A 23,974-nucleotide genomic window follows, 5' to 3' on the forward strand; every position below is an offset into this window, starting at 1 on the left:
TTACAAGTTCGTTTTTTTTATTGGAGGTAGAAAATTATTATGTAGTAATTTTTTTACCAATCAATAGGCAACCGCACTATCTTCTTATCCTTATTAGTAAAAAGAACATACCCGTGCTCTTTTCCGAATAGATAAACATCTCTTGTTACAGCAACATCCTGTGTACAATATTCTGTAATAAGATCGAGCTTATCTTCTTTCCACCATTCTAGAGCTTGAAGCCCGTCAGCACTTTTTGCTGTATCTAATGTTGCCTGCGCTATGTTATCAAGTTTCAATCGATATCCAAGCTTTTCATGGACCTTAATTAGTAGATCTAAAGTGTTTAATCCTTTGTAATTAAAAGCATGCACTCCAGAGAGCACTTTATAATCAAACCTATCAATATTAAAGCCGATTATTAGGTCTAGTTTTTGAACATGGACCATCATTTCCGGTATCTGATGTTGTTCATAATTGAAAAATTTATCTTGTTCAGAATCGTATAGTACAGCGATGGAAATTCCCATGCGTTCAGCTTTATTCCAGCCTCCTACTTCTTGTGCGGATCTTCTGGTTTCCACATCGAGCACTCCAAAATTATTTGGCTCTACTACTTCTTTTTTTATTTCTTCGCCGTAAAGTCTAAGGCCCATTTTATTATCCTCAATATTTTTTGGTGTATCACCGTGAATCATATTTTGTAGAACGAAAATTGCCGCGCTTTTATCAATTGGACGATTGCCGGACCCGCATTTCGGGGAATGCACGCAGGTAGGGCAACCAAGTTCACATTCACAATCTAAAACTATCTGTAAGGTTTGCGTGAGCAGATCTTCCGCCTGTTCAAAGGCTTGCATGGTAAGTCCCGCGCCGCCGGGTATTCCATCATAAATAAATACTGCCGGTCCATCTACCTGTTCATGCATAGGTGTAGAAATACCGCCGAGATCGTTTCTATCCGTTAATACCATTAATGGAAGTATCCCGATGGCAGCGTGTTCTACAGCATGAATTCCACCCATGAAATGTATAAAATCGTCCTCAGCTTTCCGCTTGATTTCAGATGAAATTTCCATCCATAAACCTTGCGTTTCAAATATAACCGGAGGCAGATCTAGCGATACTATACCAAGTAGTTGTCCGCCGCGCACAGCCCTTTTTTCGTAGCCTGTTACTTGTTCGGTAACTTTTAGTTTACCAAAACGCATAACAATACCGAAAACTGTTTTCTGCGAATATACTTCTAAAATTTCTGTCGATTTATTCTTACGGGCGCGGGTGTAATATCCGACTCGCTGTTTCGCAGCTTTGATAATTTTTGCCGCTAAATCCAGTTCTTGAATGCAATAGGTATTTCCGCGATGAATATAAACCGCGCCTTCGTGTGCTTCCGAATGTGCTCTAACTTCGTCAATTGTTCCGATTGGTTCGGAAGTGGCAACATCTTGAATATGAACGGTACTACCTGCGCCGCGCAGGGATATTTCACGATGTGGCCGTTTGCGTTTGGAATATATTTCATCACCGCGTTTATTGCGTAGAAGTACGCCAGCTTGTTCTAGTTCAAGCACCCTATCTCTAATTTTGTCATCCTTAAGGAGATAATCATCTTCGCGCAAAGTTAGCTCTGATGCAGCGCAGATTAAATGCTTCTCCATAATGACCGGATTATATGGATTCAATACGGCATTTTCAGGTGGCCGTGAAAAAAAATTTTCTGGATGACGCATGAAATATTGATCAAGTGCATCTTCCTGTCCGACTAGGATAACAGCTGATTCCTGATTGGATCTACCAACTCTTCCGCCACGTTGAAGAGTAGCCATAACTGAGCCGGGATATCCGACCATAATGCAGAGATCGAGTCCGCCAATATCAATTCCAAGTTCAAGCGCGCTTGTGGATATTACAGCAAGCAATTCGCCAGACGACATTCTGGACTCTATTTCTCTTCTTTCTTCCGGCAGAAATCCTGCTCTATACGCGCTTATTTTCTCTTTATATTTTCCAGCCTTGTCAGTGACCCACATGGATATAAGCTCAGTCATTTTGCGGGACTGAGTATAAACAATTGTGCGTAATCCTCTAGCTAGCGCTGCTTTTAAGAGCTGAATAGTGGCGTTCGAAGGACTTATTACGGGATTGAAAAAAACAAAATTACGCTTGCCGGATGCGGCTCCGCTTTCAGTTATAGCGTGAACATCAAGACCAGTTAGAGAATTGCATAGAGCAGCAGGATTACCAACCGTTGCCGATGAAAAAACGAAGGATGGAGTAGCACCATAAAATTTGCATATTCTAAGTAATCTACGGAAAACCATAGCCATATGTGAACCCATCACACCCCGATATGTATGAACTTCATCCACTACAATATGAGTAAGTCCAGCGATAAATGGCGCCCATCTTTCGTGATATGGCAGAATTGATAAGTGGAGCATTTCAGGATTAGTGAGAATTACTGCAGGAGGATTATCGCGTATTTTTTTGCGCTTATACGGGGTGGTGTCACCATCATAAATTGCGGCTTCGGGTCTGATTTTTTCAGGCAAAAGGGCGGTCATCTCATTAAATGTCTTGAGCTGATCCTGCGCTAATGCTTTGAGCGGAAAAAGATATAAGGCATGGCTATCTGGATCTCGCAAACATTGCTCGAGAACGGGAAGATTGTAAGTAAGTGTTTTACCGCTCGCAGTAGGTGTGGCGACAACAACATTTCTTCCGGCCCTGGCGTAGTCGGTAGCTTCGGCCTGATGTGAATAAAGATTTTCAATATCGCGAAAACTCATGACAGCATCAAGTGACTTAGGCCATTTATGACGTGATTCACCATACACAGCAGTATTGCCGTCAATCACTCTATGGTGAACGACTTGATCTCCCATATTTGGAGAAGCCAAAAGTGATTTTATATATTCCTGTACTTTGTCTTGCTGGGTCAAATTGTATTCCGGTTTATGATTCAAGAAGAATTTAGAATCATACTCCAATACCTAGTTCGTCAAGGATTAAGAAAGATGCGGCATGCAAAAAATTAAGGCAGTGCCGGGGGGATGAGGGGGGTCCCGGCACTGCCAAAAGGGTTGTACAACAAAATCAATCTGAGTAAGGGCGTACAATTATTTTTATAATATAATAAATTGAATTAAAATCAAGGACAATTATTAATATTTTTATAAGGTTTTATTTTTAAAAATATAAATTAAAATTATTCTTTAAATATGGATGTTTGAAAGGTTATTGAATGTTCTAAAATTTGGGTTTATGCACTTGCGCTAACAAAATTTGAATGTATATTGAGATTTATATTTCAAATAAAGAGTATTAAAGTTTGTTTTTTTTATCGCTAAAAAGCTAAGTTCTAAGCAAAATTATTTCAAATAACTTCAAATTCGGAGCGTGATACCATGGAAGTATTGGAAGCAATTCACACCAGAAGAAGTGTCAGAAAGTACGAAGATAAGCCAGTATCTGAAGAATTGATAAAAGAGCTTTTAAGTGCGGCAATGGTTGCTCCAAGCGCGGGTAACGCTCAGCCTTGGCAGTTTATAGTTGTTGACGATCACGAGAAACTTAGCGGTGTTAAAGAGTATAGCCAATATGCCGCAATGGCAGAGCATGCGCCAGTAGCCATAATAATTTGTGGGGATTTGAGCCTTGAAAAATATCCCGGATATTGGGTTCAGGATTGTTCCGCTGCAACTCAGAATTTGTTATTGGCTGCTCATGGAAAAGGTCTAGGCGCCGTTTGGACGGGCATTTATCCCGTGGAAGAAAGAGTTAAAGGATTCTCCGACAATTTTAATTTGCCGGAAAATGTTATTCCGCTAAGTCTTATTGTAATCGGCTGGCCTGTGCATGAGCAAAAATATAAAGATCGTTACAAAGAAGATCGAGTTCACAAGAATAGTTGGTAGAAAGATCAAACATAAATTCATAAAGCCTCGCATAATGCGAGGCTTTTTTTTGCCCAAAATATGATGCCCCTTAAAAGAGCTCTTTTATCGCACCTTGTACTGTATCTTTTTGTCTAAAATTATAATTCTGAATATCTCATATTACCTACGCTGATATGTAATGTTTCAAGCTATCCATATTAACAATTGGTTTTATATTTTTATAAGTGATAAACAACTGTAAATAATAACTTTTATTGTGTTTTATTTAGCATGTAGAAAATGTCTACCAGATACGGCCATGGCATTGATTAATTTTGTATAAGCTAATTTTCTTTATTTTAAATTATCCGTGTAGTTGCTCACTTACGAGGATGAATAATTATGAACTATAATAAGTATATAGATTTTAAAGCTTACAGTGAAAAACTTAGTTGTGCACTCGGATTAAAACGGCAACTTGTGGGGGTTACTTTTTTTTACAGCCAAAGTGAATATGACTTAGCTGATGATCAGGAAATTAAGGCACCAACATCATATTGTGCCATGGTTAGAATGATGACTCTTGGACATGCTCGCAAAGCTAAATTTGAACATGTGAGTTGTCCCGGCGCTCAGCGCGCACTCGTCTTTACTCCTGTTGACGAAGAATTTAGGTCCGGAAAAAGGTACCAGTCACTGGGATTATACAGGGACGTTCAGTGCGCTAAAGAAACAGCGGCAGAAGTCTGCTTGATGAAAGATAAAATTTATGGGTTCTCACTTCGTCCGCTTTCTACCTGCACAACCCCTCCGCACGTAATTATTTCAATATGTGATCCAAATCAGGCCATGCGTCTGGTTCAGGGCTATATTTATAATTTTGGACCTGTTCAGCCTATGGGAAGCATGGGAATGCAGGGAGTCTGCGCTGAGCTGACAGTTCGGCCACATCAGACTCAGGAAATAAATGTTTCACTTCTTTGCTCAAACACTCGCTACACCTGTGCATGGGAAGATGGAGAGCTTGGTGTAAGTTTGCCTTACAGCGCATTCGTAGAGACGGTAGAAGGTGTAATCAGCACCATTAATTCCACTGAATCAGATAAAAAGAAACAAGCGCTTATGAACCGCGCTGATGAAATGAACATGAAAATGGATGTTCAGCTTGGAACAGCATATTATTCACCTCCGGTATCTAAAATATCCTCAATATCTAAACACTTAGAAGTCTCTAAAGTATCCCCAAAATCAAAAAATATAGAAAGTTCTACGAAACCATTTTGCGCGGTTGATAAACTTGAAAATTTATCTATTTCAGTTGAAAATGTGAGCAAAGCGCATTCACTGAAAAGTAACGAAAAAATTCACGTTGTTGATAACATTTCCCTTGATATTTACGATCAGGAATTCGTGACAATTGTTGGCCCGAGTGGTTGTGGGAAAAGTACACTGCTCAGCCTTATGGCAGGCCTTTCAAAACCTGACTCTGGAAATATTATATTTCATGGAAAGAGCGGAGATAAAAGTAACTTCAATCTAGGTTATATATCCCAGATTGATACTCTTTTGCCGTGGAGAACTGTTCAGGGAAATGTCGAAATAGGGCTAGAAATGCGCGGAGTTCCTAAAGCTGAACGAAAGATAATTGCTGAAAAATTGATGAAGCAGGTTGGGCTGAATGGGTTTGAAAAAAGTTATCCATTTGAGCTTTCAGGAGGCATGAAAAAAAGGGCGGCTGTAATCCGTACTCTTGCCTACGATCCAGATATTATTTTTATGGATGAGCCTTTTGTGGGGCTTGATGTCCAGACTCGCGATGAACTTGAGGAAGATATTTTAAAAATTTGGCAGGAACATAAAAAAACTATTGTTCTGGTCACTCATGATTTGACTGAAGCTATTACACTTTCCGACCGGGTTATCCTTCTTACAGCTCGCCCCGCTATAATAAAATCAGAATATGAGGTTAACATACCTCGTCCTAGGTCTGTTGTTGAAACTAAATTTACAGACCGTTTTATCGAACTTCATAAACAAATTTGGCACGACCTTAGTGCTGAAGTTCTTAAATCCTCCAAGGGGATAAATAATGAGTAACGACAGCAATTTTGAAATAATTCGAAACAGAATTCTAATTTTTGTTATTGTCGCTTCTGCACTTATTTTTTGGGAAATAGGTGCGAATATGAAGATTATTAAAACATTTTATGCCAGCCAACCTTCTGCTATTTTTATTGATTTCTATAATTTCATTATGAGCGGCGAAATTTTTATCCATTTAGGAATAACACTAAAGGAAGCTAGTTTAGGGCTTTTATTCGGTACTATAGCAGGAATTTCGTGCGGCGTTCTGCTGGGCAGAATTAAGTGGCTAGCTGATTTATTTGAACCGATTATCTCCGCGCTTTATGGAATTCCAAAACTTGCTTTAGCTCCAATATTTATTCTCTGGTTCGGGCTGGGCATCGAATCTAAAGTCTTTTTATCCGCCATTCTTGTATTTTATCTCGTATTTTTCAGCACCTTTGAAGGTATTAGATCTATCGATTCAAATATTGTGGCAGCTATTAAATTGATGGGTGCAAACCGTTTTCAAATATTTATGAAAGTAACGCTTCCGTCTTGTATCCCGTGGATAATCACAGGTGTCCGTGGAGGCATAGGAGCATCATTATTAGGTGCCATTGTAGGCGAATATATGGGGGCAAGCGCAGGGCTTGGCTGGATGGTTCAGTATGCGACCACCACTTATCAAGTCGATCGAGTTATGTCCTGTATTCTGACACTTCTGCTCATAGGTTTGCTTTTTAATAAAGGGTTAAAATATTGCGAGGCCCGCCTGCTTAGATGGCGGCCCAATAATTGTTAACGGTTGTTAGCTAGAGTTGGTCAGGGGGTGGACCACTTTACGCAAACTATAATTGAATATTGTATATTAACATTAAAAATCAGGAGAGTTAGGGATGACTAGAAGTAAAATTTCATTTGTTGTTGTGATCATGCTGACAATGTTTTTGTCGATGTCTGTGTGTGCAAAAGCCAGTAATACTGAAAAGCCAAAAGAGCTTACAAAAGTAGTATTTGCTGAAGCTGTACGTGGTGAGGGATGGTTGCCTATTTATCTGGCTCAGGAACTTGGATATTTTAAAGACGAAGGTATTGATCCAAAGTTTGTTACATTTAGGGATGGTCCTGTTGCTTTGATGAGTCTTTTGAATGGTGATGCTCAGTTTTGTATTATTGGATTTGAGCCAGTACTTATGGCCTTTGATAAAGGTGAAGAAAGTAAAGTTATCCTGACTACTCTGGATAGCCAGCCATATACTTTTGTTTCCCGCTCTGGACTTAAGGATATTAAAGATTTCAAAGGTAAAGTTGTTTTCGGAGGAATGGCGGGTTCTGCTCCTTATTATTTCGTAAAAACAGCTCTTAGAAATGCGGGCATTGATCCTGATAAGGAAGTTACTTTTGCAAATCTTAATTATGGTGCTGAGCTTGTTGCCATGAGTAAAGGTGATCTTGATGGTGGTTACGTGAGAGCCACAAGATTTGTTCAGGTTGATGAAATAGGCGGGAATGTCCTTGTTGATGCAACAGACCCAGCGCAGCATAAAAAGATTTATGGATCAGAGCTTTTTCAAGCGACTGTAGTTCAAGTAAGCGATGAGTATATTAAAGAGCATCCTGAAGTTGTTCAGGGCTTTACTAATGCTGTATACAAGGCAATCAAGTGGCAGAATGCACATAGCGATGCTGAAGTAGCTAAAGTGGTATCTCCGTTCTTCCCAGGCAGAAACATTGACGCTCCTTTGATCAAAGTTCTTAGACGCTGTCTGTCTGAGGATGGTCAATTTTCTGAGGAAGGATACCGCGCAGTTGTTGATTTCTGTATTGCGAACGGCGTGATTAAAAAAGATATTCCAATGTCCGCTTCTGTTGACCAGACTTTCATTAAGAAGGCAAAAGAGCATATTAAATAGTATTTGTCGTGATCTTTATTCTTTAAAAATATTGCTATTAAAAAAGCCCGTCATTATGACGGGCTTTTTTAATACAAAAAATATATTGATAGTAGTTTAGATATATTTGCTAAAACCACTCCTTCAAAGCCTTCAAAATTATATCCCACGCTTCCTCGGCTCTATTTGAATCAAATTCTGGATTATCAGGATTTGCAAAGCCGTGCTGGACGTTATTAAAACGAATCATCGACCATTCTACTTCAGCTTCGTCCATCTCATTGGTAAACATTTCAGCGTGTTTTTCGGGCACCACAGGATCATTTTCCACATGGATAGTGATTACTTCAGCTTTAATTCTACCGCGCTCTGCGGGATGAGTTGTGTCCAAATATCCGTAAACGCTGATTGCTCCAATTAATGCGGATTCTGAATTTATATTACCTTGATCAACGCAACGAGCCAGTTCAAGAACCGCGCCCCCTCCGAACGAAAATCCTAAACCAGCAATCCTTGTAATATCCACTTCCTGCTGTGCAATAAGGGCCTCAAAGAATGCTTTTGCGCGTTCTCGCATTAGTAAACGGTCATCACGGAAAACTCGGTGAAACTTGTTAGCCTCATCAACATTTTGGGGTCTGTTGTCTGGTCCGTAAAAATCTGCCGCGAATACTGCATAACCCGCACGGGATAGTCGTCTTGCGTGCTCTAAGGTGGGTTCATTTAAACCTGTATATTCATGAATTAGCAGAATAGTGGGGAATGGTCCGGTCCCTTGCGGCAGCACAAGAACGCTTTCAAGTTTGGTCCCAGTGTGCTCGTGATGAATAATTCTTTCGTGAATCACTTTTTGAAATTTTTCCACGTTGAGCATCTCTAAGAATTATTATTTTTAATCATAAATCCGCATAATCCGCCGACTTCATCGCAATCGTATGAAGCTTTATCCTCTTCAGGTTCAACGTGAATTGTTACGCGGCAGTTGTTGAGTTCATCTTTGATGCAGGATTCGATTTTATTGCATAAGGTGTGTGATTTATTAATGGTTACTTCACCGGGTAGAAGCAGGTGAAAGTCGATGAACCTTTGAGATCCTGCTTTGCGGGTCCTTAGTCCATGGTAGATAGTTTCTTGCCCAGCGGAATCTCTGATGGCTTTATCAATAATATTAAGTTCAGATTGTGGGAGTGCGTTGTCCATCAATCCAGAATATGATTTTTTAATTAAATAAAAACCGGTGAAAATAATATTTCCTGCCATTATGACGGCAATGATGGGGTCAAGAATCGCCCAAGATGGCGGAGTGAAGAGCATGACACCTAGGCCGAGTACAAGCCCTATTGAGGTCCAAACATCCGTTAAAAGATGCTTGGCGTCAGCTTCAAGTGTAATTGAATCGTGTTTTTTAGCTCCCTTAAGCATGATCTTGGCGGTAACAAAGTTCACCACCGAGGATAGGATAGCTATAATTAGACCGAAGCCTAAATTTGTAGGAACGGAGGGAGATATGAATCTATCGATAGAAGCATATATAATACCCACGGCGGCAATTAGAATCAGCATTCCTTCTGCCCCACTTGAAAAATATTCAGCTTTACCATGACCATAGGTGTGGTTGGGGTCGGCAGGTTTAAGGGCCATGGTCAGTGCACCCAAAGCAAGGATTCCAGCCACAAGATTAACTACTGTTTCCATGGCGTCTGAAAGCAGCCCCACGGAATCAGTGATGTGCCATGCCCAGAATTTAAGGATCAGAGTTATTATAGAAGCGGCAATGGAATAATAAATATATTTTTTAGGTGATTCTGACATAGTTTCAACTTAATTATGGTTAATAAATTTAATGATCAATTAGAGATAATTACCACTGGAATATTGCCCTTAGCAAGGTGCTTTAGGATATTTAACTTATAGGGCGATGGGTAAAGGTTAATTGTATAAATATCTTTCCATGGAGCGCACGGTTATATATGTTCTTAAAAAATATTAACAGTTCGTTAGTTTTTTTATAAGGAGAATATTATGAATTTGATTTTATCTTTTGTTTCAATATGCGCATTAGCAATAATGGGGTCTTTTATGGCCGTTTTTCCGGCACAAGCGTGTACTGGAATCACTCTCGAAGCTAAAAATAAAGATGTTGTTTATGCCAGAACTCTGGAGTGGGCAGAGTCTTTGGAATCAAAGGTTATTACCATTCCGCGCGGAATGGCTTATAAAAGTACGCCTCCGAAGAATGTAAAAGGAATAAATTGGAAAAGTAAATACGGTGTGGTCGGATCGAATGTATTTGGTCAGCCAATTGTTTTGGATGGTATGAATGAAAAAGGACTTCACGTAGGTCTGTTCTTTCTTCCTGAATACACTGAATATCAGAAATCTAAGTCTGGAGTTCCAGCACTGGCATCATGGGAAGTTCCTGTGTGGCTTCTTACCTCATTTGCAACTGTAGATGAAGCTGTGGCGGCATTAAAAACAGTGCAAGTCTGGGGAGCTCCTCTCGCTGGTACGGATGCAGACCCGACATATCATTTTTCAATTACTGATTCATCTGGCGGAAGCGTTGTTGTTGAATATGTAAAGGGTGAGCTAAATATTCATGAAAATATGCTGGGTGTTATTACCAATTCACCTACTTTTGATTGGCATCAAACGAACCTTTCAAATTACGTAAATTTATCCGCAACAAATGTTCATCCTTTAGATGTTAAAAGCAAATCCATCGCTCCATTCGGGCAGGGTTCAGGTATGCACGGGCTTCCCGGAGACATAACTCCGCCATCAAGGTTTGTTCGCGCTGCGGTGTACACTTCATCTGTTTTACCCAGTGAAAACGGAGCAGCAGCTGTTAAGCAGGCTGTGCGTATTATGAATGCATTTTATATTGTCGAAGGATTTTCGAAAGAAGTGCAAAATGGTAAAACACTTTATGATCATACTTTATGGACTACAGTTTCAGACCTTGCCAATAAAGTTTATTACTTCTGTGATTACGAAGGATTATCATGGCTTTCAGTTGATATGAAAAATGTTGATTTTACCGGTAAGAAAGTGAAGTCTATATCCATGACTGGTGAGTTTGCTAAGGATGTTAGCAAGAATTTGAAATAGGCGCAGGTTAATTTTACTGCCGTAAGTAATGATTTTGGGAGAATGATATGAAGATGGATGAGATTCCTTTTTGCACCACTGATTGGAATAATGTCGAAAAGACAGAGCATAAGGGAGAAACTGGTGTCGCTTACTGGCGAACACGTTTATTCGGTCCTTCTGATAATCAGATGAGGGTGCGCATGGTAGAGTACTCGGCTGGGTACTTAGCTGATCATTGGTGTAGTAAAGGGCATGTATTGTTTTGTATGGCAGGGCAGCTTGAAACAACACTTGAAGATGGTAGAAAGTTTACGCTGACTCCCGGAATGAGCTATCAAGTTGCGGATAACGCAGAAGCACATCAGTCATATACTGAAGGTGGAGCAACTTTATTTGTTGTGGATTAGCAAACTAATCTGAAGAATTCAGTAGTATATATTAGAAAAGGCCGTTCCATCTGGAACGGCCTTTTTGCTTGTATTTATGAATGGGTACTATTTGTTTTTAAGAGCGATTCTGAAACAAACTATTGCGCCGCCCCAAGTGATAACTAGACCGAAAACCATCATGATTATTGCGCCTGTAGTCATTGTCTATCTCCTTCTGAGGAAGCTGGTGTTTTCGGAATATTTTTGAAAGGCGTAATCTTTACGTGTAAATATCATTGAGAATATTGAACATATAAATAGAGTTGCCCAGCCAAACATCATGATGGCAGTGTTGGAGTAACCACCGTAATTTGTCTGAATATCACCAATAAAGTTGGTAATAACCATAAATCCGAGCATCGTTGGAACAATGAAGCGCAGGGAAGCTTTCCATGCTCCGCCGACTTTGAACTCGGAGGTGCTGTTAATGTGCAGTCGCAGACCTTCAAGATCGCAGAACCATGCGATAAAGATGATCTCAATAAATCCGCCGATTAGAATTCCAAAGTTGTTTACGAAATGGTCGACAATATCAAGCAACAGAAGTCCGCCACCTGTGGTGAATACTACACTGACTAAGAAACCAACTGCGCAGAATATGGTAGCGGCTTTTTCGCGACTAGTGTGCAATTTATCAATAATCGCAGAAACCACAGCTTCGGTGATGGATATCATGGAAGATAGTCCGGCTACAACAAGTGCTAAGAAGAACATAACACCGAAGAAGACCGGAGCAGGCATCAGGTTAATTGCTGTAGGCAGAGTTATGAAGGCCAAGCCAACACCTTTGCCAGCTACTTCACTAACAGGAACGCCCTGTTGCAGAGCCATGTAACCTAAAACACTGAAGATCATGATACCTGAAAGTATGCTGAATCCACAGTTGATGAATACAGTCATGCAGGCGTTGTTGGTGATATCTGATTTTTTTGGAAGATAACTAGAGTAGGCCAGCATAATTGCGAAGCCGATGGAGAGGCTGAAGAAAATCTGACCGAATGCGGCTGCCCATACTTTACCTTTCAGCAGAGCGGAAAAGTCTGGTTTAAATAACCAATTGAGGCCGTCCATGGCACCGGGAAGCATAAGCCCACGAGCGATGAATATGAAAACCAGTATGAAAAGGAGTGGCATGAATATTTTGTTAGCTCTTTCAATACCTTTTTTAACTCCGGTAAAAATAGCAAGGAAAGTACAAAACCATGCAGTAGCAGTAGCGGCCAGAATGCCCCACTGAATATTCCCGAGATTTGTCGGTGAATTTGTAAGATTTAAGAAATCTCCGTAGAAGAATTCCTTCGGTGATGCTCCCCAGCCCTGAGTAAATGCCAGTAGCAAATAGTTCATAGCCCATGCAATTACTACTACATAGTAGGTGTCGATGATGAAGGCGACCGTTACCTGCCACCATCCAAGCCATTCCCAGCGTTTGGAAATAGAAGAAAATATTTTGGGAGCTGATCCTCTAAATTTTTGCCCAAGCCCAAATTCAAGAATCATGAATGGAATACCAGCGGCAAGCATGGCGACAAAATAAGGAATAAGAAACGCTCCGCCTCCGTTTTCATAAACCATGTAAGGAAAGCGCCAAATGTTACCCAGGCCGATTGCAGATCCTACAGCGGCTAAAATAAAGCCGGACCGTGAACCCCATGTTTCTCTTTTTTCCATTTTAGTTAGAACTCCTTTCAAGAAAAGATAACTTATTTAGTATATATTCTGCGGAACACGAAAAATTATGTGTATTAAAATGTTAAACGCAAGAATACCGACCCGCATAAAATACAATTAGAGAATTGTCCATACGCTAATAACCTGAGTTTAAAATTGTAAAAACTTGTTTTTCATATGGAGAGGTGCGATTGTTGTTCTGGTAATATATTGATATTTTTAGGAGATTTATAGATGGCGAAAGAAGTAAAGAGTGGAAGTAAGGAAACCGTAGGTTTTGTATCGGCTGTTTCTATTGGAATAGGTGGTATGGTTGGCGGAGCAATTTTTGCTGTGCTCGGTCTTTCTGCGGGGCTGGCAAGAGGATCTATGCCGATTGCTTTTCTTGTTGGCGGAATTGTCGCTCTTTCAACTTCTTATTCATATGCAAAGCTTTCCGTTGCATTTCCGAGTCGCGGCGGGACTGTCTCGTTTATTAATAGAGCGTTCGGACACGGACTATTTTCCGGCAGTTTGAATAATCTTCTTTTGCTTAGTTATGTAGTGGTTCTGTCGCTCTATGCATATGCTTTTGGAGGTTATGGAGCTAGTTTCTTTCCGGTCGAGGATCAAAAGTTTGCTCAGCACATTCTGCTCTCTGGTGCACTTATTGGTCTCACTGTTTTAAATATTACCGCAGCTGAAAAAGTATTAAAAACTGAGAATCTTATTAATGCTTTGAAAATGATAATTCTTTTTATGTTTGTCGGAGCTGCATTTTATACGGGCATTAATTATGAGGCAATGTCTCCTCCCACTTGGGTTCCGCCATTAGAGATGATTGCCGGGGCAATGATAATTTTTGTGAATTACGAGGGTTTTGAACTTATTTCAAACGCAGCTCCGGATGTTCCAAATCGTGCTAAAATTTTACCAGCGGCACATTATACATCAGTAATTGTAGTAGTAGCTCTATACATTTTAATAGCTGTAGCTTGTCTTGGAGTAATGAGCCCTGAAGAGCTTCAATCTTTTTCAGATTACGCATTGGCCGCTGCAGCGCGCAAAGTTTGCGGTGCGACTGGATTTACCATGATCGCTGTTGCCGCACTTCTTGCTACCGCTTCCGCTATAAACGCTACTTTTTATTGTGCTTCCAGAATTACCTATACAATGGCTGAGGAAGATGAGGCCCCCCATTTTCTGGAAAACATGTTCATGGGGCAACCTGTACTAGGGTTAATCCTTATTTCAACATGTACATTGTTTATTGCGAATCTTGTTGATCTGCGGGCTATTTCGACCATGGCAAGTTCCGGCTTTTTGTTGGTATTTGCTGCAGTGAACGCAGCCAATATCAAGCTTGCTGAAAAAACAGGAAGCAGTAAAATAATATCTGGTATCGCCTTTTTGCTTTGCATCGGAGCGCTGGTTTCCATTTGTCTGCAAGTTTGGTCTGATCCAGTAAATAGACATCATCTTTGGGTGTTGGCAGGTATGTTCGGGATTTCATGTGGATTGGAAGTAATTTATAGATTTTTCACTTCAAGAAGGAAGGTTTGTGATGTCAGCTAAAATATTTTTCCCAATTAAGACCCGAATATTGGATGATATATTTAAGCTGATATTGGCTTCTTTTGTAATTTTATTGATATTTAATTCAAACTCATTCGCCGATGATTCCGTTTTAATTCTTGATGCTCCGGCTGTAGAAAATCTCCCTCGAAATTTTCGCACCTCAGCTTTTCCATTTAAAAATAGTACAGATTCGCCTTCGCGGACCGGGCTGGACACTCTTAAAATATCCGGTAGCGGTCAGTTTTCAGCAGATCAGTTTGATGTGATGCGCAGCAACCTTCCTGCCACTGTTACTGTGGTGGATTTGCGACAGGAATTCCATGGCAACCTTAACGGGGCAGCGGTTTGTTGGTTCAGCTATCGGGATTCCGGAAACAAGGGACTTGATTCAGCGCAAGTTACTAGCGGCGAGCAGGAAGCCTTGTCTTTACTTGGTGCGCAAAAAGAAATTCAGCTCGGCATGAATATTATTAAAAATGATGATGGCGGGTTCAAAGTTGATAAAAAATATCAGTTAAAGCCGCATACGGTCTATTCTGAACATGAATTGATGGGGGCACGCGGAGTAGGTTATATCAGGATAGCTTGTACGGACCACCTGAGACCGCCTGATGTTGCTGTAGAAAGGTTTGTAAAATTTGTACGTAATCTGAAATCTGATGTCTGGTTACATTTTCACTGCCGTGCAGGAAAAGGGCGCACAACGACCTTTATGCTTATGTATGATATGCTTAGAAATGCGAATAAGCTTGATTTAGGAACGCTGGCTGCTCGTCAAAAAATGATCGGAGGGTCAGGTTTGCTGGGAAAAGTTTCTACTGATAAAGAATGGAAAATTGAGATTGGCCATGAAAGGCAGAATTTTATCCGCAAATTTTATGATTACGCAAAGGCCAATCCAAACGGCTTACCGATGACTTGGCTAGAATGGCAGAAGTAACCGTTGGTTGTGGTAAGTTATTCACCAGATTTTTAAGGAGCAATAATCATGGCAAATATTCTGGTTCTTGATGACGTCATAGACGCTGGAATTCTTCTTAAACGAATTCTTGAGCGTAAAGGGCATGAGGTTGCGGTTTTTTCTGAGGAAGAAGAGGCAATAAGCTATGTCGCGACCAATAAAGTTGATTTGGCCATTTTAGATATTAAGCTCAAGAAGATGACCGGAGTGGAAGTTCTTGAACTTATGAAAGAAAAAGCACCGGATATTAAAGTGATTATGCTCACTGGTTACCCTACTCTTGAAACTGCGCGTGCTTCAGTCAAGCACGGTGCTAATGAGTATTGCGTTAAGCCTATCGATAAAGAAGAGCTTGAATCGAAGGTTGCGGAAGTTTTAGGTAAATAGTTTTTATAAAGTTTTTTTGTCTGCGCTATCCACTATTTTATTTTATGAAAAAACGGCCTGAAAGGTTTTCCTTTCAAGCCGTTTCATTTTGCTATTTGATAAGGTGGATTATGTCTAGAATTTGTCAGTGTGTACAAAAGATGCGAATGGCTTATGCTTAGGCATAGCTCCTTTCTGGTTGCGATACCCCATAGGGATTATGCTGACTATTTCTGTGCCTTCAGGGACATTAAGAATTTCATTGCACTTATTGTGATCGAACCAGCCTACGACAACAGTTCCAAGCCCTAGTGAATGAGCCGCTAAGCATAAATTTTGTGTCATGAGACCTAGGTCATACATGTACCAATCTGCATGGATGGTCGGCATTGAGTCCCCAATCATCCCTGATGTTCCTTTTTTGGCGCACAGAGCAAAAAGCACTGGAGCATCAACGGTGGCACGGTAGGCTGGGTTTTGCTTTGGCAAAGTTGCTTGCAACTGTTCTCTAATTTCAGGATCAACAACATTCACCACTTCCCAGCACTGAGTATTCGCCCATGACTGAGTGCTTTCCATGACCTTATATAGCTGCTCAAGAGTTTCATCGGTAACTGTTTCATCGGTATATTTTCTGATTGTGCGGCGTTCAAACATGTTATTTATTACTTCGTTCATTTTTTTCTCCGATATAAAAAAGTTGATTTATTACTAAGTCAAATGCGCGACTCGTGCAGATTACTTAGAAACTATTTAAGTCCAATTCACTCATGACGCAAATTAATAGTTGTCATCTTTAGTATGACTTATTATCATGCTGCATGACATCAATACTACTTGAAATAGATATGCTTCGTTGTTTTGTAGCTGTTGCGCAGACTGAAAGTTTTACCAAAGCTGGTGAAACAATTGGTTTAACTCAATCAGGCGTAAGCGTTAAAATAAAAAGGCTTGAGGATAAATTGGGGAGTTCTGTGTTTTACAGAACTCGCAAAAATCTTTCTCTCACATTAGAGGGCGAGGTGTTGATGAAGTATGCCCGGAGGATATTGGCAGACCATGATGAAGCGGTTTTACGTCTGTGCGAGCCAAAGGTTTCTGGTAACTTAAGGGTTGGCTTGGCAGAATATTTTATTCCTGATTTGCTCCCGACATTGCTCAGCAAGTTTAGAAAATATTATCCGGCAGTTCATCTTGAAGTTAAAACTGGATTCGGAATTAACCTTATTCCACTTTACGAGCGTGGAGAATTAGATCTGGTTGTGGCCGGAGCGGGACCTAAATCAAGTCCAAACCGTATTATAGCGCAAGAACCGTTGGTATGGGTAAGCGGGCGGGATATTGAATTACCGGAAAGAGATCCTGTGCCTCTTGCTTTGCTGCCTGCCCCGTGTGGTTTTCGTAAGGTGGCGATTGACATGTTGGAACAATCAGGCCGCGACTGGGAAGTGTTGTTTACCGGAACGTCAGTTCACAGCATTCAAGCTGCGGTTCAAGCTGGAATGGGATTTTCTGTACTTCCTTTGGGGGCTTTGGGTAGTGAAGTTCGTCAGGCTCCGCTTAGTTACGGGTTTCCAACCTTGCCTGTACATACTCTTTCACTTTTTACTGATGATGAGCAGAAAGTCCCTGCAAAAGAGTTATTTATTGAGTATTTAGAGTATGAAATAAGAAAAAAGCAACATAAATACAGCAATTATTAGCAGCCGTTTTTTTTAAATCAATACCAGTTTATAGTTTTTTTTCAAAAATAGAACTTGAGTTGACTAACTAAATTTGCTTTTTATAAGCTGCTTTAGGATATTAATTTTTAGTCAGAACAATTTTTAGTGATAAATATAATTTAGTGGCGGTGAATATACCGTGTTTTACTTATGAAAAAAAGGAGTTTAAATGTCTAATCTTTCTATACTTTTCCCCGGCCAAGGATCACAGGAACTAGAAATGGGTCGTGATCTCGCAGAGTCATGGGCGCCTGCGATGGATTTGTGGAAATTTGCTGAAGCTGAGAGCGGACAAGCTCTTAGAGAAATTTATTGGGCGGGTTCTCCAGCTGATATGGCAAAAACTGATGCTCTTCAGCCTGCGCTCACAGTAGTAAACCTATCTATCTGGCTTTACCTCAAAGATAGTATTAAACCTATCGCAACAGCAGGGCACAGCCTTGGCGAGTTTGCGTCTTTAGGTGCATCTGGAATTCTTAGCATTAAAGATACTTTAAAAGCGGTATCCCTTCGCGGTAAGCTTATGTCACAGGTTGCAAATGCAGATCACGGCATGGCTGCTGTTCTTAAACTTGCTCAGAGTGATGTTGAAGAAGCTGTAGAAGTTGCCATAAGTGAATCAGGCAAAGAGCTTCGAATTGCAAATTACAATTCCCCTGCTCAGTACGTAATCAGCGGTGAAAAAGCAGCTCTTGATGCTGCCGGAGCCGTGATTAAAGGGAAAAAAGGCCGCGCCATTCTTTTACCTGTAAGCGGAGCATTTCACAGCCCACTAATTCAGGAAGCTGCGGATGAATTCGCTGGATACTTACAGAAAATGGACTGGAACAGCCCCGCATTCCCTGTATATTTCAACGCGACTGCTGCTACTGAAAAGAATGCCGAAAAAATTAAAGAAATCATGTGTTCGCAGATGACTTCATCTGTGCGCTGGATTGAAATTATTGCTAACCAGTATGAAGCCGGAGCAACAAGCTTCTTGGAGCTAGGGCCTAAAGGTGTTCTGACTAAGCTTCTTGTCGCTAACCTTAAGGGTAAGGATTACGAAGGCAAAGGTATTGGCAACCTTGAGCAGGCTCGGGAAGTGAAATAGTTTAAAAGTTAATTAACATTAAAAAGGGGTAGATCTGGAATTCCAGTTCTACCCCTTTTTTTATAGTTCTGACGCTAATTATACCTTACAGGCCTCACTTCCTGAGCAGTATGCGTCTATGAATCCCATTAATTGGTGTCCGAAATAGACACACTTTTCACCTTCAATGCACCTTAAGGCATCCGCGTTCTCAATGTGGGTGGACAGAGTTTGCTCGCCCTTGGTCATAGTAACTAACCATTCATTCTTTTCATCACTGAATTCTGTTGAAATTTTAATCCCGAACTTGTTGATTTCAGGGTAAAGCTCAGTAATCTTTTCTTGTATTTGTGAACCTACAGTACTCATAAGCACCTCCATTATGTTTGATGTTGAACGTGGAGCATCAATCTTATTTGTAAAATGTTGTTAGTGACTGAATAATATAACAATCGTGCGTCAGGTCAAGAATAATCTAATAAAATTACTGCTTACGAACTCTTGCTGCTATATTAGATGCTTACAAAACTGTGGATAGGATGTGGTGTTTTAGAATCATATTTTTAATTTTATCAAGCTGTGTTATTAATGAAAAGTGTAAGCTGTTTACCTGTATCCGTGATTTTTAGTGTGAACAGTTGATGACAGCTTTATTCAAAAGAGATATTTAGTTTTTAAATAAATCGATTAAATTTGAACCATTTGGAGTTTATTATGAAAACCTTGACCGCTTCTCGCATGGAGCGTTGCATAGGATGCCATTCCTGTTCCTTTGCATGTGCCCGGCAAGTTCATAAGCTGTTGTCATGGAATACTGCAGGCATCAGAATATCTTCTTCCGGTGGTTTATCCACTGGATTTGTAGCAAAAGTGTGCCTCGCCTGTGACCCTGCACCCTGCGCAAAAGATTGCCCTACCGGTGCAATGAAAGCCCGTAAAAAGGGTGGCGGAGTTTTACATAAAAAAGATTTATGCATCCGCTGCGGAAAGTGTGCAGAAGCTTGTCCAGTCGATGCTATATATTTAGACCTTAAAGGTCGTCCTTTCGTCTGTATTCATTGTGGAAGATGCGTAAAATATTGCCCTCATGAGTGTCTTGAAATGATTGAATCAGAGAGCACGAAAAGAGCAAAGAAGGAGGACGCATTATGATACGCGATTATTTTAGAGTCCTTGTGGTCGATCTTGCTACCGGAAAAGGCAATGTCGCTAAAGTTGAAGGTCGTAATGAATATGCGGGCGGTAGTGGGCTTGGTGCTCTTTTGTTCAGCATTTACGGACATCCTACACGTCCGTGGGACGATCCTGATCAGCCGTTAATTTTTTCCATTGGTGCGCTTACTGGATTGTTTCCGCTCATGAGCAAAACAGTCTGTTCCTTCAAGTCGCCATATCATGATCAGTTTGCAGAAAGCCACGCAGGCGGGCGCTCAGCTCTCGCCATTCGCTTTGCCGACTATGATGCCATTGTCATTAAAGGACGCGCTCCGCGCTTGTCCTGCCTTTCCATAGGTATGCGTCATCTTGAAGTTAAAGATGTCCAATTTTTAGCTGGCAAGGATGTTTTTGCCACGGGCAAGATGCTTCGCCGCATGTTCCCCGGTTCAGGACATCGTTCCATTTTACGTATCGGGCCGGCCGGTGAAAATTTATCCGGCATGGCTTGTATTAATGCTGACACTTATCGCCATTTCGGAAGGCTCGGTTCCGGTGGCGTTATGGGGTCAAAAAATCTGAAGGGTATTGTTATTCTCGGTGATGGTTCATTTGTTATGCCAGAGGGTAATGAATACTCAAAAGTTTTTGATGAAGTCTACGATAAGATGACCGGTACCGACATGATGAGTAAGTATCATAACCTTGGTACTGCCGCTAATTTGAATGCTCTTAATGAGCTGAAGTCTTTGCCGTGGCGTAATCTGCAGGCAACTAGTGATGATGACATTGCCGGCATCACAGGCGAGAAATTTGCCGATGAAACTTTGCTCAGAAATGCCGCCTGTGCGGGATGCCCGGTCGGTTGTATCCATTTAGGTTTTGTTCGCGAAAAGTTCATGGAACAGAATCAGTATATGTATCGTCAGGTGGCTTACGATTATGAACCTATTTTTGCCACGGGTTCAATGCTTGGCGTAACGGATCCATTCCACGTTCTCACCATAATGGATGAAATTGAAAAAGCCGGACTCGACGTAATGTCGGGCGGAGTTGCTCTTGCGTGGGCGACCGAGGCTTTTGAAAAGGGTTTGATTACTGAAAAGGAAACAATTGTTCCGCTCGCTTTCGGCGATGCTGAAGGATATCAAAAAGCAGTCTATTATATGGGGGAGGCCGAGAATGATTTCTATGCCGCTCTCATCAAAGGATCATTGGTAGCTGCCAAGAAGTATGGCGGGGAAGACTTCGCATGTGTACTTGGTCAGGAAATGGCCGGATATGCCACAGGAGAGACTTTCTACGTTGCGGAAGCTTTAGGGTTCAGACATTCCCATCTCGATTCAGGAGGCTACTCCTGGGATCAGAAAAACGATTCTAAAGACGTTAACGCTATCTGTGATTTCCTAATAGGTGATGAAACAGGGCGAGCTTTCATTACTTCGATGGTCGCGTGTCTATTTGGTCGCGGCGTTTATAATGATGAACAGCTTGCTTCATGTCTTCATTCTGTCGGTTATTCCGAAATTGCAGATAATATGGATACGATTGGAGAAAGAGTTCGGGCGCTGCGGTGGAAGATGCGTTTTGATACCGGATATGATCCTGACGCAATCACTATTCCGAAAAGATATAACGAAGTGACCACTTGGAAAGGTAAAACTGATCCAATATTCCTTGCCGAACTCAAGAAAGAATATGGCAACAGAATCCGCGGTTTAGTCTCAGAAGAGGCCTTAATTAGGCTTGGATTGGAAAAAAACGATAAAAAATAGTAAAAATTGCAAAAAGTACTTGCCAAGTCTGGCTGGTTTCGATAGATATCTCTCCTCAGCGGCGCCGAGGTAGCTCAGTCGGTAGAGCAGGGGACTGAAAATCCCCGTGTCGGCGGTTCAATTCCGTCCCTCGGCACCATCTGTAAAGAATAGCCCTTATAATTTATTATAAGGGCTTTTTCTATTGTGGTCCGTTTTATATTTTAAGTTAAATTTCATAGTTGACATAAATCATCGTTATGATAGGACTTACCTATCGGCGCCGAGGTAGCTCAGTCGGTAGAGCAGGGGACTGAAAATCCCCGTGTCGGCGGTTCAATTCCGTCCCTCGGCACCACGCGAATATTAAAGGGTTAAGCTTACAAGCTTAACCCTTTTTTGTTTTGTTTTTCAGTAGTTTGGAATTGTTGTGCGAATCTTACTTGTCTGAATCCAGTCTCTTTCCTAAGCAGACCACGTTATCTACTTCATAGCCTAGGCTTTCATAGAAAGCTAAAACCTTAGAGTTTCTTTCACGAACTTGCAGGTTAATTTTGGGGCAGCCTTTCGCTTTAATTTTTTCTTCTACGCAATTCATTATTTTTTTTGCGAGCCCTTTCATCTGAAATTCAGGTGAAACAGCTAAGTAATTTATCCATCCTCTGTGCCCTTCGTATCCGCCCATTACCGTGGCAATTATCTTGTCATCATGAATCCCGACCAGAAATAAATCAGGATCTACTTCCATTTTTATTTTAATGTCATTTTCCGGGTGATTCCATGGCGCAACAAGATTGCACTCTTTCCATAGCTTGATGACTTCTTTTTGGTCTTCTATTTTAAATTCACGTATCTGCATGGGCTAGGTTTTACTCGATTGAATGGTTACTTTTATGTGTTTTATAAGTAAGTTCGGTTTGGAAGAACTGCTATAATCAAATATAACACACGTAATAGCAAATGCTAAAGAGTAAATATGGGAGAAGTTATGAACGAAAAAAAACATTTATATATTTTATGGACAAACGGTGACGTCGAAGCGGCAGAGAAGATGGTTTTTATGTACGGAGTAAATTCTCTACTTAAAGGGTGGTGGGAGGAAGTTACCATTATCCTTTGGGGTGGATCTGCAAAACTAGCAGCAGAAAACGAGACCATAAAAGATCTCATTTCAAAAGCTGTAGAAAGTGGTGTACATATTAGTGCATGTCGCGCCTGTGCGGATATGTATGGTGTGGCTGAGAAGCTTGAAGAGCAGGGTATAGAAGTTATTTATTGGGGAGAGCAGATGACTCACCTTCTTAAAAATAATGAAAAATTGCTGACGATATAGTTTTGTAGTTGGTTATAAGTACAAGAGCAGGGATCATAAATGAAAATTCGGATATTGATATTAATGGTATTGCTTTCGGCGATGTTTGGCCTGTCTGCCTGCGCGAGTTATGAGCGTAGTAGTGGGGTTGAGAATACTTGGCGGTCCAAAGATGTACCTACTTTTGAAAAAGGGGTAACGACTCAGGCGGATGTAATTAAAGCACTCGGCCCTCCATCGCAGATTATTACTCTTCAAGATAAGCCCGTTTTTTACTATTTGCATGAACATAGAGAAGGGGGCGGGGTTTTTCTGCTTGTATTCAACTATGCGAAAGATAAAGCCGTTTACGACCGCGCTGTTTTTTTCTTTGATGCCGATGGCGTTATAGAAGATTTTAGTCTCAGTAAAGAAGGTGTGCCTTATGAGCCTGAGAGCGAGTAGATTTTTAACAATATTTTTGCTCAGTTTAGTCTTTTTTTCAGGGTGCACTATTATCCAGAAAGAAAGTATGAACACAGTTGCGTTCAATCCAGCAGAGTATGAGCCTGGTAAATCATCCTGGAATGAGCTGCTGGCTGATTTGGGACCGCCTGACCAAATGGGTGATGCGGGAAGTGGTATGGTGTGGCTATATGAAAATATTGATGTCAGCGAATTTCAAATGGGCATCAGGATGAATTATCAGTGGATTGAACTGGTTAAGTTTGTGCACGCAACTGCTGAAGCGGATCGTATCGCTTTAATTTTAACTTTTGATAAAGATCGAAAGCTAAAAAGCGGTAATATTTTTGAATGGAAAGATGACCTCGGTCATGACAACGCGATTCAGTTTTTTCTGGTCGTATCAAGCCTTGCCGATGCAGATCATTTAGATCCTTCTCCGTATCAACTTCAATGGGGAAGATCGCTTCTTGTGGATTTACCCGAGGGACTTAATGCTCAATGGGTGCCGGAATTGAACGGAAAGGGAGTGGAGCTTAGAGGTACACCTCTTAAGGCCGGTCAGCATACTTTAGAGATGCATTAAGTCGATACGTATAAATTTTATATGCGTATAAA

24 protein-coding genes and 2 tRNA genes are annotated in these 23,974 nt (G+C 40.9%); 18 read left to right on the forward strand and 8 right to left on the reverse strand.

Annotated features, from left to right (window positions below; translation table 11 throughout):
• Nucleotides 1–53: 53 nt before the first annotated feature.
• The gene (locus tag BR06_RS0109610; RefSeq protein ID WP_051677005.1) at nucleotides 54–2,867 is read right to left on the reverse strand and encodes a DEAD/DEAH box helicase; all 2,814 of its coding nucleotides are present in this window, start codon (nucleotides 2,865–2,867) and stop codon (nucleotides 54–56) included.
• 522 nt (nucleotides 2,868–3,389) lie between these two features.
• Between BR06_RS0109610 and BR06_RS0109615 the strand changes: the two genes are divergently transcribed.
• From BR06_RS0109615 to BR06_RS0109630, 4 genes are all read left to right on the forward strand, one after another.
• Nucleotides 3,390–3,899 carry a nitroreductase family protein gene (locus BR06_RS0109615; protein ID WP_031482391.1) on the forward strand — a complete coding sequence of 170 codons (510 nt, stop codon included), beginning with the start codon at nucleotides 3,390–3,392 and terminating at the stop codon, nucleotides 3,897–3,899.
• 363 nt (nucleotides 3,900–4,262) lie between these two features.
• A complete protein-coding gene (locus BR06_RS20110; RefSeq protein WP_084154089.1) occupies nucleotides 4,263–5,957 on the forward strand; it encodes a DUF169 domain-containing protein in 1,695 nt (564 codons plus the stop codon).
• Between the two features lie 88 nt (nucleotides 5,958–6,045).
• Nucleotides 6,046–6,729, forward strand: coding sequence for an ABC transporter permease (locus BR06_RS0109625; protein WP_211252474.1), 684 nt, complete (start codon nucleotides 6,046–6,048; stop codon nucleotides 6,727–6,729).
• 94 nt (nucleotides 6,730–6,823) lie between these two features.
• Entirely contained in the window at nucleotides 6,824–7,840 is a 1,017-nt protein-coding gene (locus BR06_RS0109630) for an ABC transporter substrate-binding protein (protein ID WP_031482398.1), read from the forward strand.
• A 109-nt stretch (nucleotides 7,841–7,949) separates the two neighbouring features.
• Here the strand turns inward: BR06_RS0109630 and BR06_RS0109635 are convergent, their stop codons facing one another.
• On the reverse strand, nucleotides 7,950–8,684 hold the full coding sequence (locus BR06_RS0109635) for a dienelactone hydrolase family protein (protein WP_235727706.1): 735 nt from the start codon (nucleotides 8,682–8,684) through the stop codon (nucleotides 7,950–7,952).
• 11 nt (nucleotides 8,685–8,695) lie between these two features.
• A complete protein-coding gene (locus BR06_RS0109640) occupies nucleotides 8,696–9,631 on the reverse strand; it encodes a cation diffusion facilitator family transporter (protein ID WP_031482402.1) in 936 nt (311 codons plus the stop codon).
• 210 nt (nucleotides 9,632–9,841) lie between these two features.
• Between BR06_RS0109640 and BR06_RS0109645 the strand changes: the two genes are divergently transcribed.
• Both BR06_RS0109645 and BR06_RS0109650 read left to right on the forward strand, forming a co-directional pair.
• A complete protein-coding gene (locus tag BR06_RS0109645; RefSeq protein ID WP_034602979.1) occupies nucleotides 9,842–10,930 on the forward strand; it encodes a linear amide C-N hydrolase in 1,089 nt (362 codons plus the stop codon).
• A 47-nt stretch (nucleotides 10,931–10,977) separates the two neighbouring features.
• Nucleotides 10,978–11,319, forward strand: a complete 342-nt coding sequence (locus BR06_RS0109650; RefSeq protein WP_031482405.1) for a DHCW motif cupin fold protein — start codon at nucleotides 10,978–10,980, stop codon at nucleotides 11,317–11,319.
• Nucleotides 11,320–11,406: 87 nt separating this feature from the next.
• Here the strand turns inward: BR06_RS0109650 and BR06_RS20320 are convergent, their stop codons facing one another.
• Both BR06_RS20320 and BR06_RS0109660 read right to left on the reverse strand, forming a co-directional pair.
• Complete coding sequence (locus BR06_RS20320; RefSeq protein WP_156952695.1) at nucleotides 11,407–11,502, reverse strand: methionine/alanine import family NSS transporter small subunit; 96 nt, start codon at nucleotides 11,500–11,502, stop codon at nucleotides 11,407–11,409.
• A gap of 3 nt (nucleotides 11,503–11,505) precedes the next feature.
• Nucleotides 11,506–13,011, reverse strand: a complete 1,506-nt coding sequence (locus BR06_RS0109660) for a sodium-dependent transporter (protein ID WP_031482407.1) — start codon at nucleotides 13,009–13,011, stop codon at nucleotides 11,506–11,508.
• A gap of 234 nt (nucleotides 13,012–13,245) precedes the next feature.
• On the opposite strand from BR06_RS0109660, the gene BR06_RS0109665 reads away from it, so the two are divergent.
• From BR06_RS0109665 to BR06_RS0109675, 3 genes are read left to right on the forward strand one after another with little or no spacing between them, the layout of a single operon-like run.
• Nucleotides 13,246–14,565: an APC family permease gene (locus BR06_RS0109665; RefSeq protein WP_031482410.1), complete on the forward strand. Its 1,320-nt coding sequence runs from the start codon at nucleotides 13,246–13,248 to the stop codon at nucleotides 14,563–14,565.
• Entirely contained in the window at nucleotides 14,555–15,508 is a 954-nt protein-coding gene (locus BR06_RS19220; RefSeq protein ID WP_051676991.1) for a phosphatase domain-containing putative toxin, read from the forward strand. The genes BR06_RS0109665 and BR06_RS19220 overlap by 11 nt, the downstream gene beginning before the upstream one ends.
• A gap of 48 nt (nucleotides 15,509–15,556) precedes the next feature.
• Nucleotides 15,557–15,916 (forward strand): response regulator, encoded by a 360-nt coding sequence (locus tag BR06_RS0109675; protein ID WP_031482414.1) that lies wholly within the window; start codon nucleotides 15,557–15,559, stop codon nucleotides 15,914–15,916.
• A gap of 114 nt (nucleotides 15,917–16,030) precedes the next feature.
• Here the strand turns inward: BR06_RS0109675 and BR06_RS0109680 are convergent, their stop codons facing one another.
• The gene (locus tag BR06_RS0109680) at nucleotides 16,031–16,573 is read right to left on the reverse strand and encodes a nitroreductase family protein (protein WP_031482416.1); all 543 of its coding nucleotides are present in this window, start codon (nucleotides 16,571–16,573) and stop codon (nucleotides 16,031–16,033) included.
• Nucleotides 16,574–16,716: 143 nt separating this feature from the next.
• Here BR06_RS0109680 and BR06_RS0109685 point away from each other — a divergent pair, with 143 nt between their 5' ends.
• Together BR06_RS0109685 and BR06_RS0109690 are read left to right on the forward strand one after the other, a co-directional pair.
• Entirely contained in the window at nucleotides 16,717–17,598 is an 882-nt protein-coding gene (locus BR06_RS0109685; protein ID WP_084154090.1) for a LysR substrate-binding domain-containing protein, read from the forward strand.
• A gap of 190 nt (nucleotides 17,599–17,788) precedes the next feature.
• A complete protein-coding gene (locus BR06_RS0109690) occupies nucleotides 17,789–18,712 on the forward strand; it encodes an ACP S-malonyltransferase (protein ID WP_031482420.1) in 924 nt (307 codons plus the stop codon).
• A gap of 78 nt (nucleotides 18,713–18,790) precedes the next feature.
• Here BR06_RS0109690 and BR06_RS0109695 read toward each other — a convergent pair whose 3' ends face one another.
• Entirely contained in the window at nucleotides 18,791–19,060 is a 270-nt protein-coding gene (locus tag BR06_RS0109695; protein WP_031482422.1) for a hypothetical protein, read from the reverse strand.
• 345 nt (nucleotides 19,061–19,405) lie between these two features.
• Here BR06_RS0109695 and BR06_RS0109700 point away from each other — a divergent pair, with 345 nt between their 5' ends.
• The 4 genes from BR06_RS0109700 (at nucleotide 19,406) to BR06_RS0109715 (ending at nucleotide 21,958) form a co-directional block, all read left to right on the forward strand.
• The gene (locus BR06_RS0109700) at nucleotides 19,406–19,843 is read left to right on the forward strand and encodes a 4Fe-4S binding protein (RefSeq protein ID WP_031482424.1); all 438 of its coding nucleotides are present in this window, start codon (nucleotides 19,406–19,408) and stop codon (nucleotides 19,841–19,843) included.
• Nucleotides 19,840–21,621: an aldehyde ferredoxin oxidoreductase N-terminal domain-containing protein gene (locus BR06_RS0109705; RefSeq protein WP_031482426.1), complete on the forward strand. Its 1,782-nt coding sequence runs from the start codon at nucleotides 19,840–19,842 to the stop codon at nucleotides 21,619–21,621. Before BR06_RS0109700 ends, BR06_RS0109705 begins: the two co-directional genes overlap by 4 nt.
• Nucleotides 21,622–21,684: 63 nt before the next feature.
• A tRNA-Phe gene (locus BR06_RS0109710) sits at nucleotides 21,685–21,760 on the forward strand.
• A 122-nt stretch (nucleotides 21,761–21,882) separates the two neighbouring features.
• A tRNA-Phe gene (locus tag BR06_RS0109715) sits at nucleotides 21,883–21,958 on the forward strand.
• An 81-nt stretch (nucleotides 21,959–22,039) separates the two neighbouring features.
• Here the strand turns inward: BR06_RS0109715 and BR06_RS0109720 are convergent.
• Nucleotides 22,040–22,459: a GNAT family acetyltransferase gene (locus BR06_RS0109720; protein ID WP_031482428.1), complete on the reverse strand. Its 420-nt coding sequence runs from the start codon at nucleotides 22,457–22,459 to the stop codon at nucleotides 22,040–22,042.
• A gap of 129 nt (nucleotides 22,460–22,588) precedes the next feature.
• Here BR06_RS0109720 and BR06_RS0109725 point away from each other — a divergent pair, with 129 nt between their 5' ends.
• The 3 genes from BR06_RS0109725 to BR06_RS0109735 all read left to right on the forward strand — a co-directional run bounded on the left by BR06_RS0109725 (nucleotide 22,589) and on the right by BR06_RS0109735 (nucleotide 23,942).
• On the forward strand, nucleotides 22,589–22,933 hold the full coding sequence (locus tag BR06_RS0109725; protein ID WP_031482430.1) for a DsrE family protein: 345 nt from the start codon (nucleotides 22,589–22,591) through the stop codon (nucleotides 22,931–22,933).
• 63 nt (nucleotides 22,934–22,996) lie between these two features.
• Nucleotides 22,997–23,356 carry a hypothetical protein gene (locus tag BR06_RS0109730; RefSeq protein ID WP_156952696.1) on the forward strand — a complete coding sequence of 120 codons (360 nt, stop codon included), beginning with the start codon at nucleotides 22,997–22,999 and terminating at the stop codon, nucleotides 23,354–23,356.
• Between the two features lie 67 nt (nucleotides 23,357–23,423).
• Nucleotides 23,424–23,942: a hypothetical protein gene (locus tag BR06_RS0109735; protein WP_156952697.1), complete on the forward strand. Its 519-nt coding sequence runs from the start codon at nucleotides 23,424–23,426 to the stop codon at nucleotides 23,940–23,942.
• Nucleotides 23,943–23,974: the final 32 nt, after the last annotated feature.

The sequence above is a fragment of the Maridesulfovibrio frigidus DSM 17176 genome, from assembly GCF_000711735.1.
In the GTDB taxonomy this organism is placed as follows: Bacteria; Desulfobacterota; Desulfovibrionia; order Desulfovibrionales; family Desulfovibrionaceae; genus Maridesulfovibrio; species Maridesulfovibrio frigidus.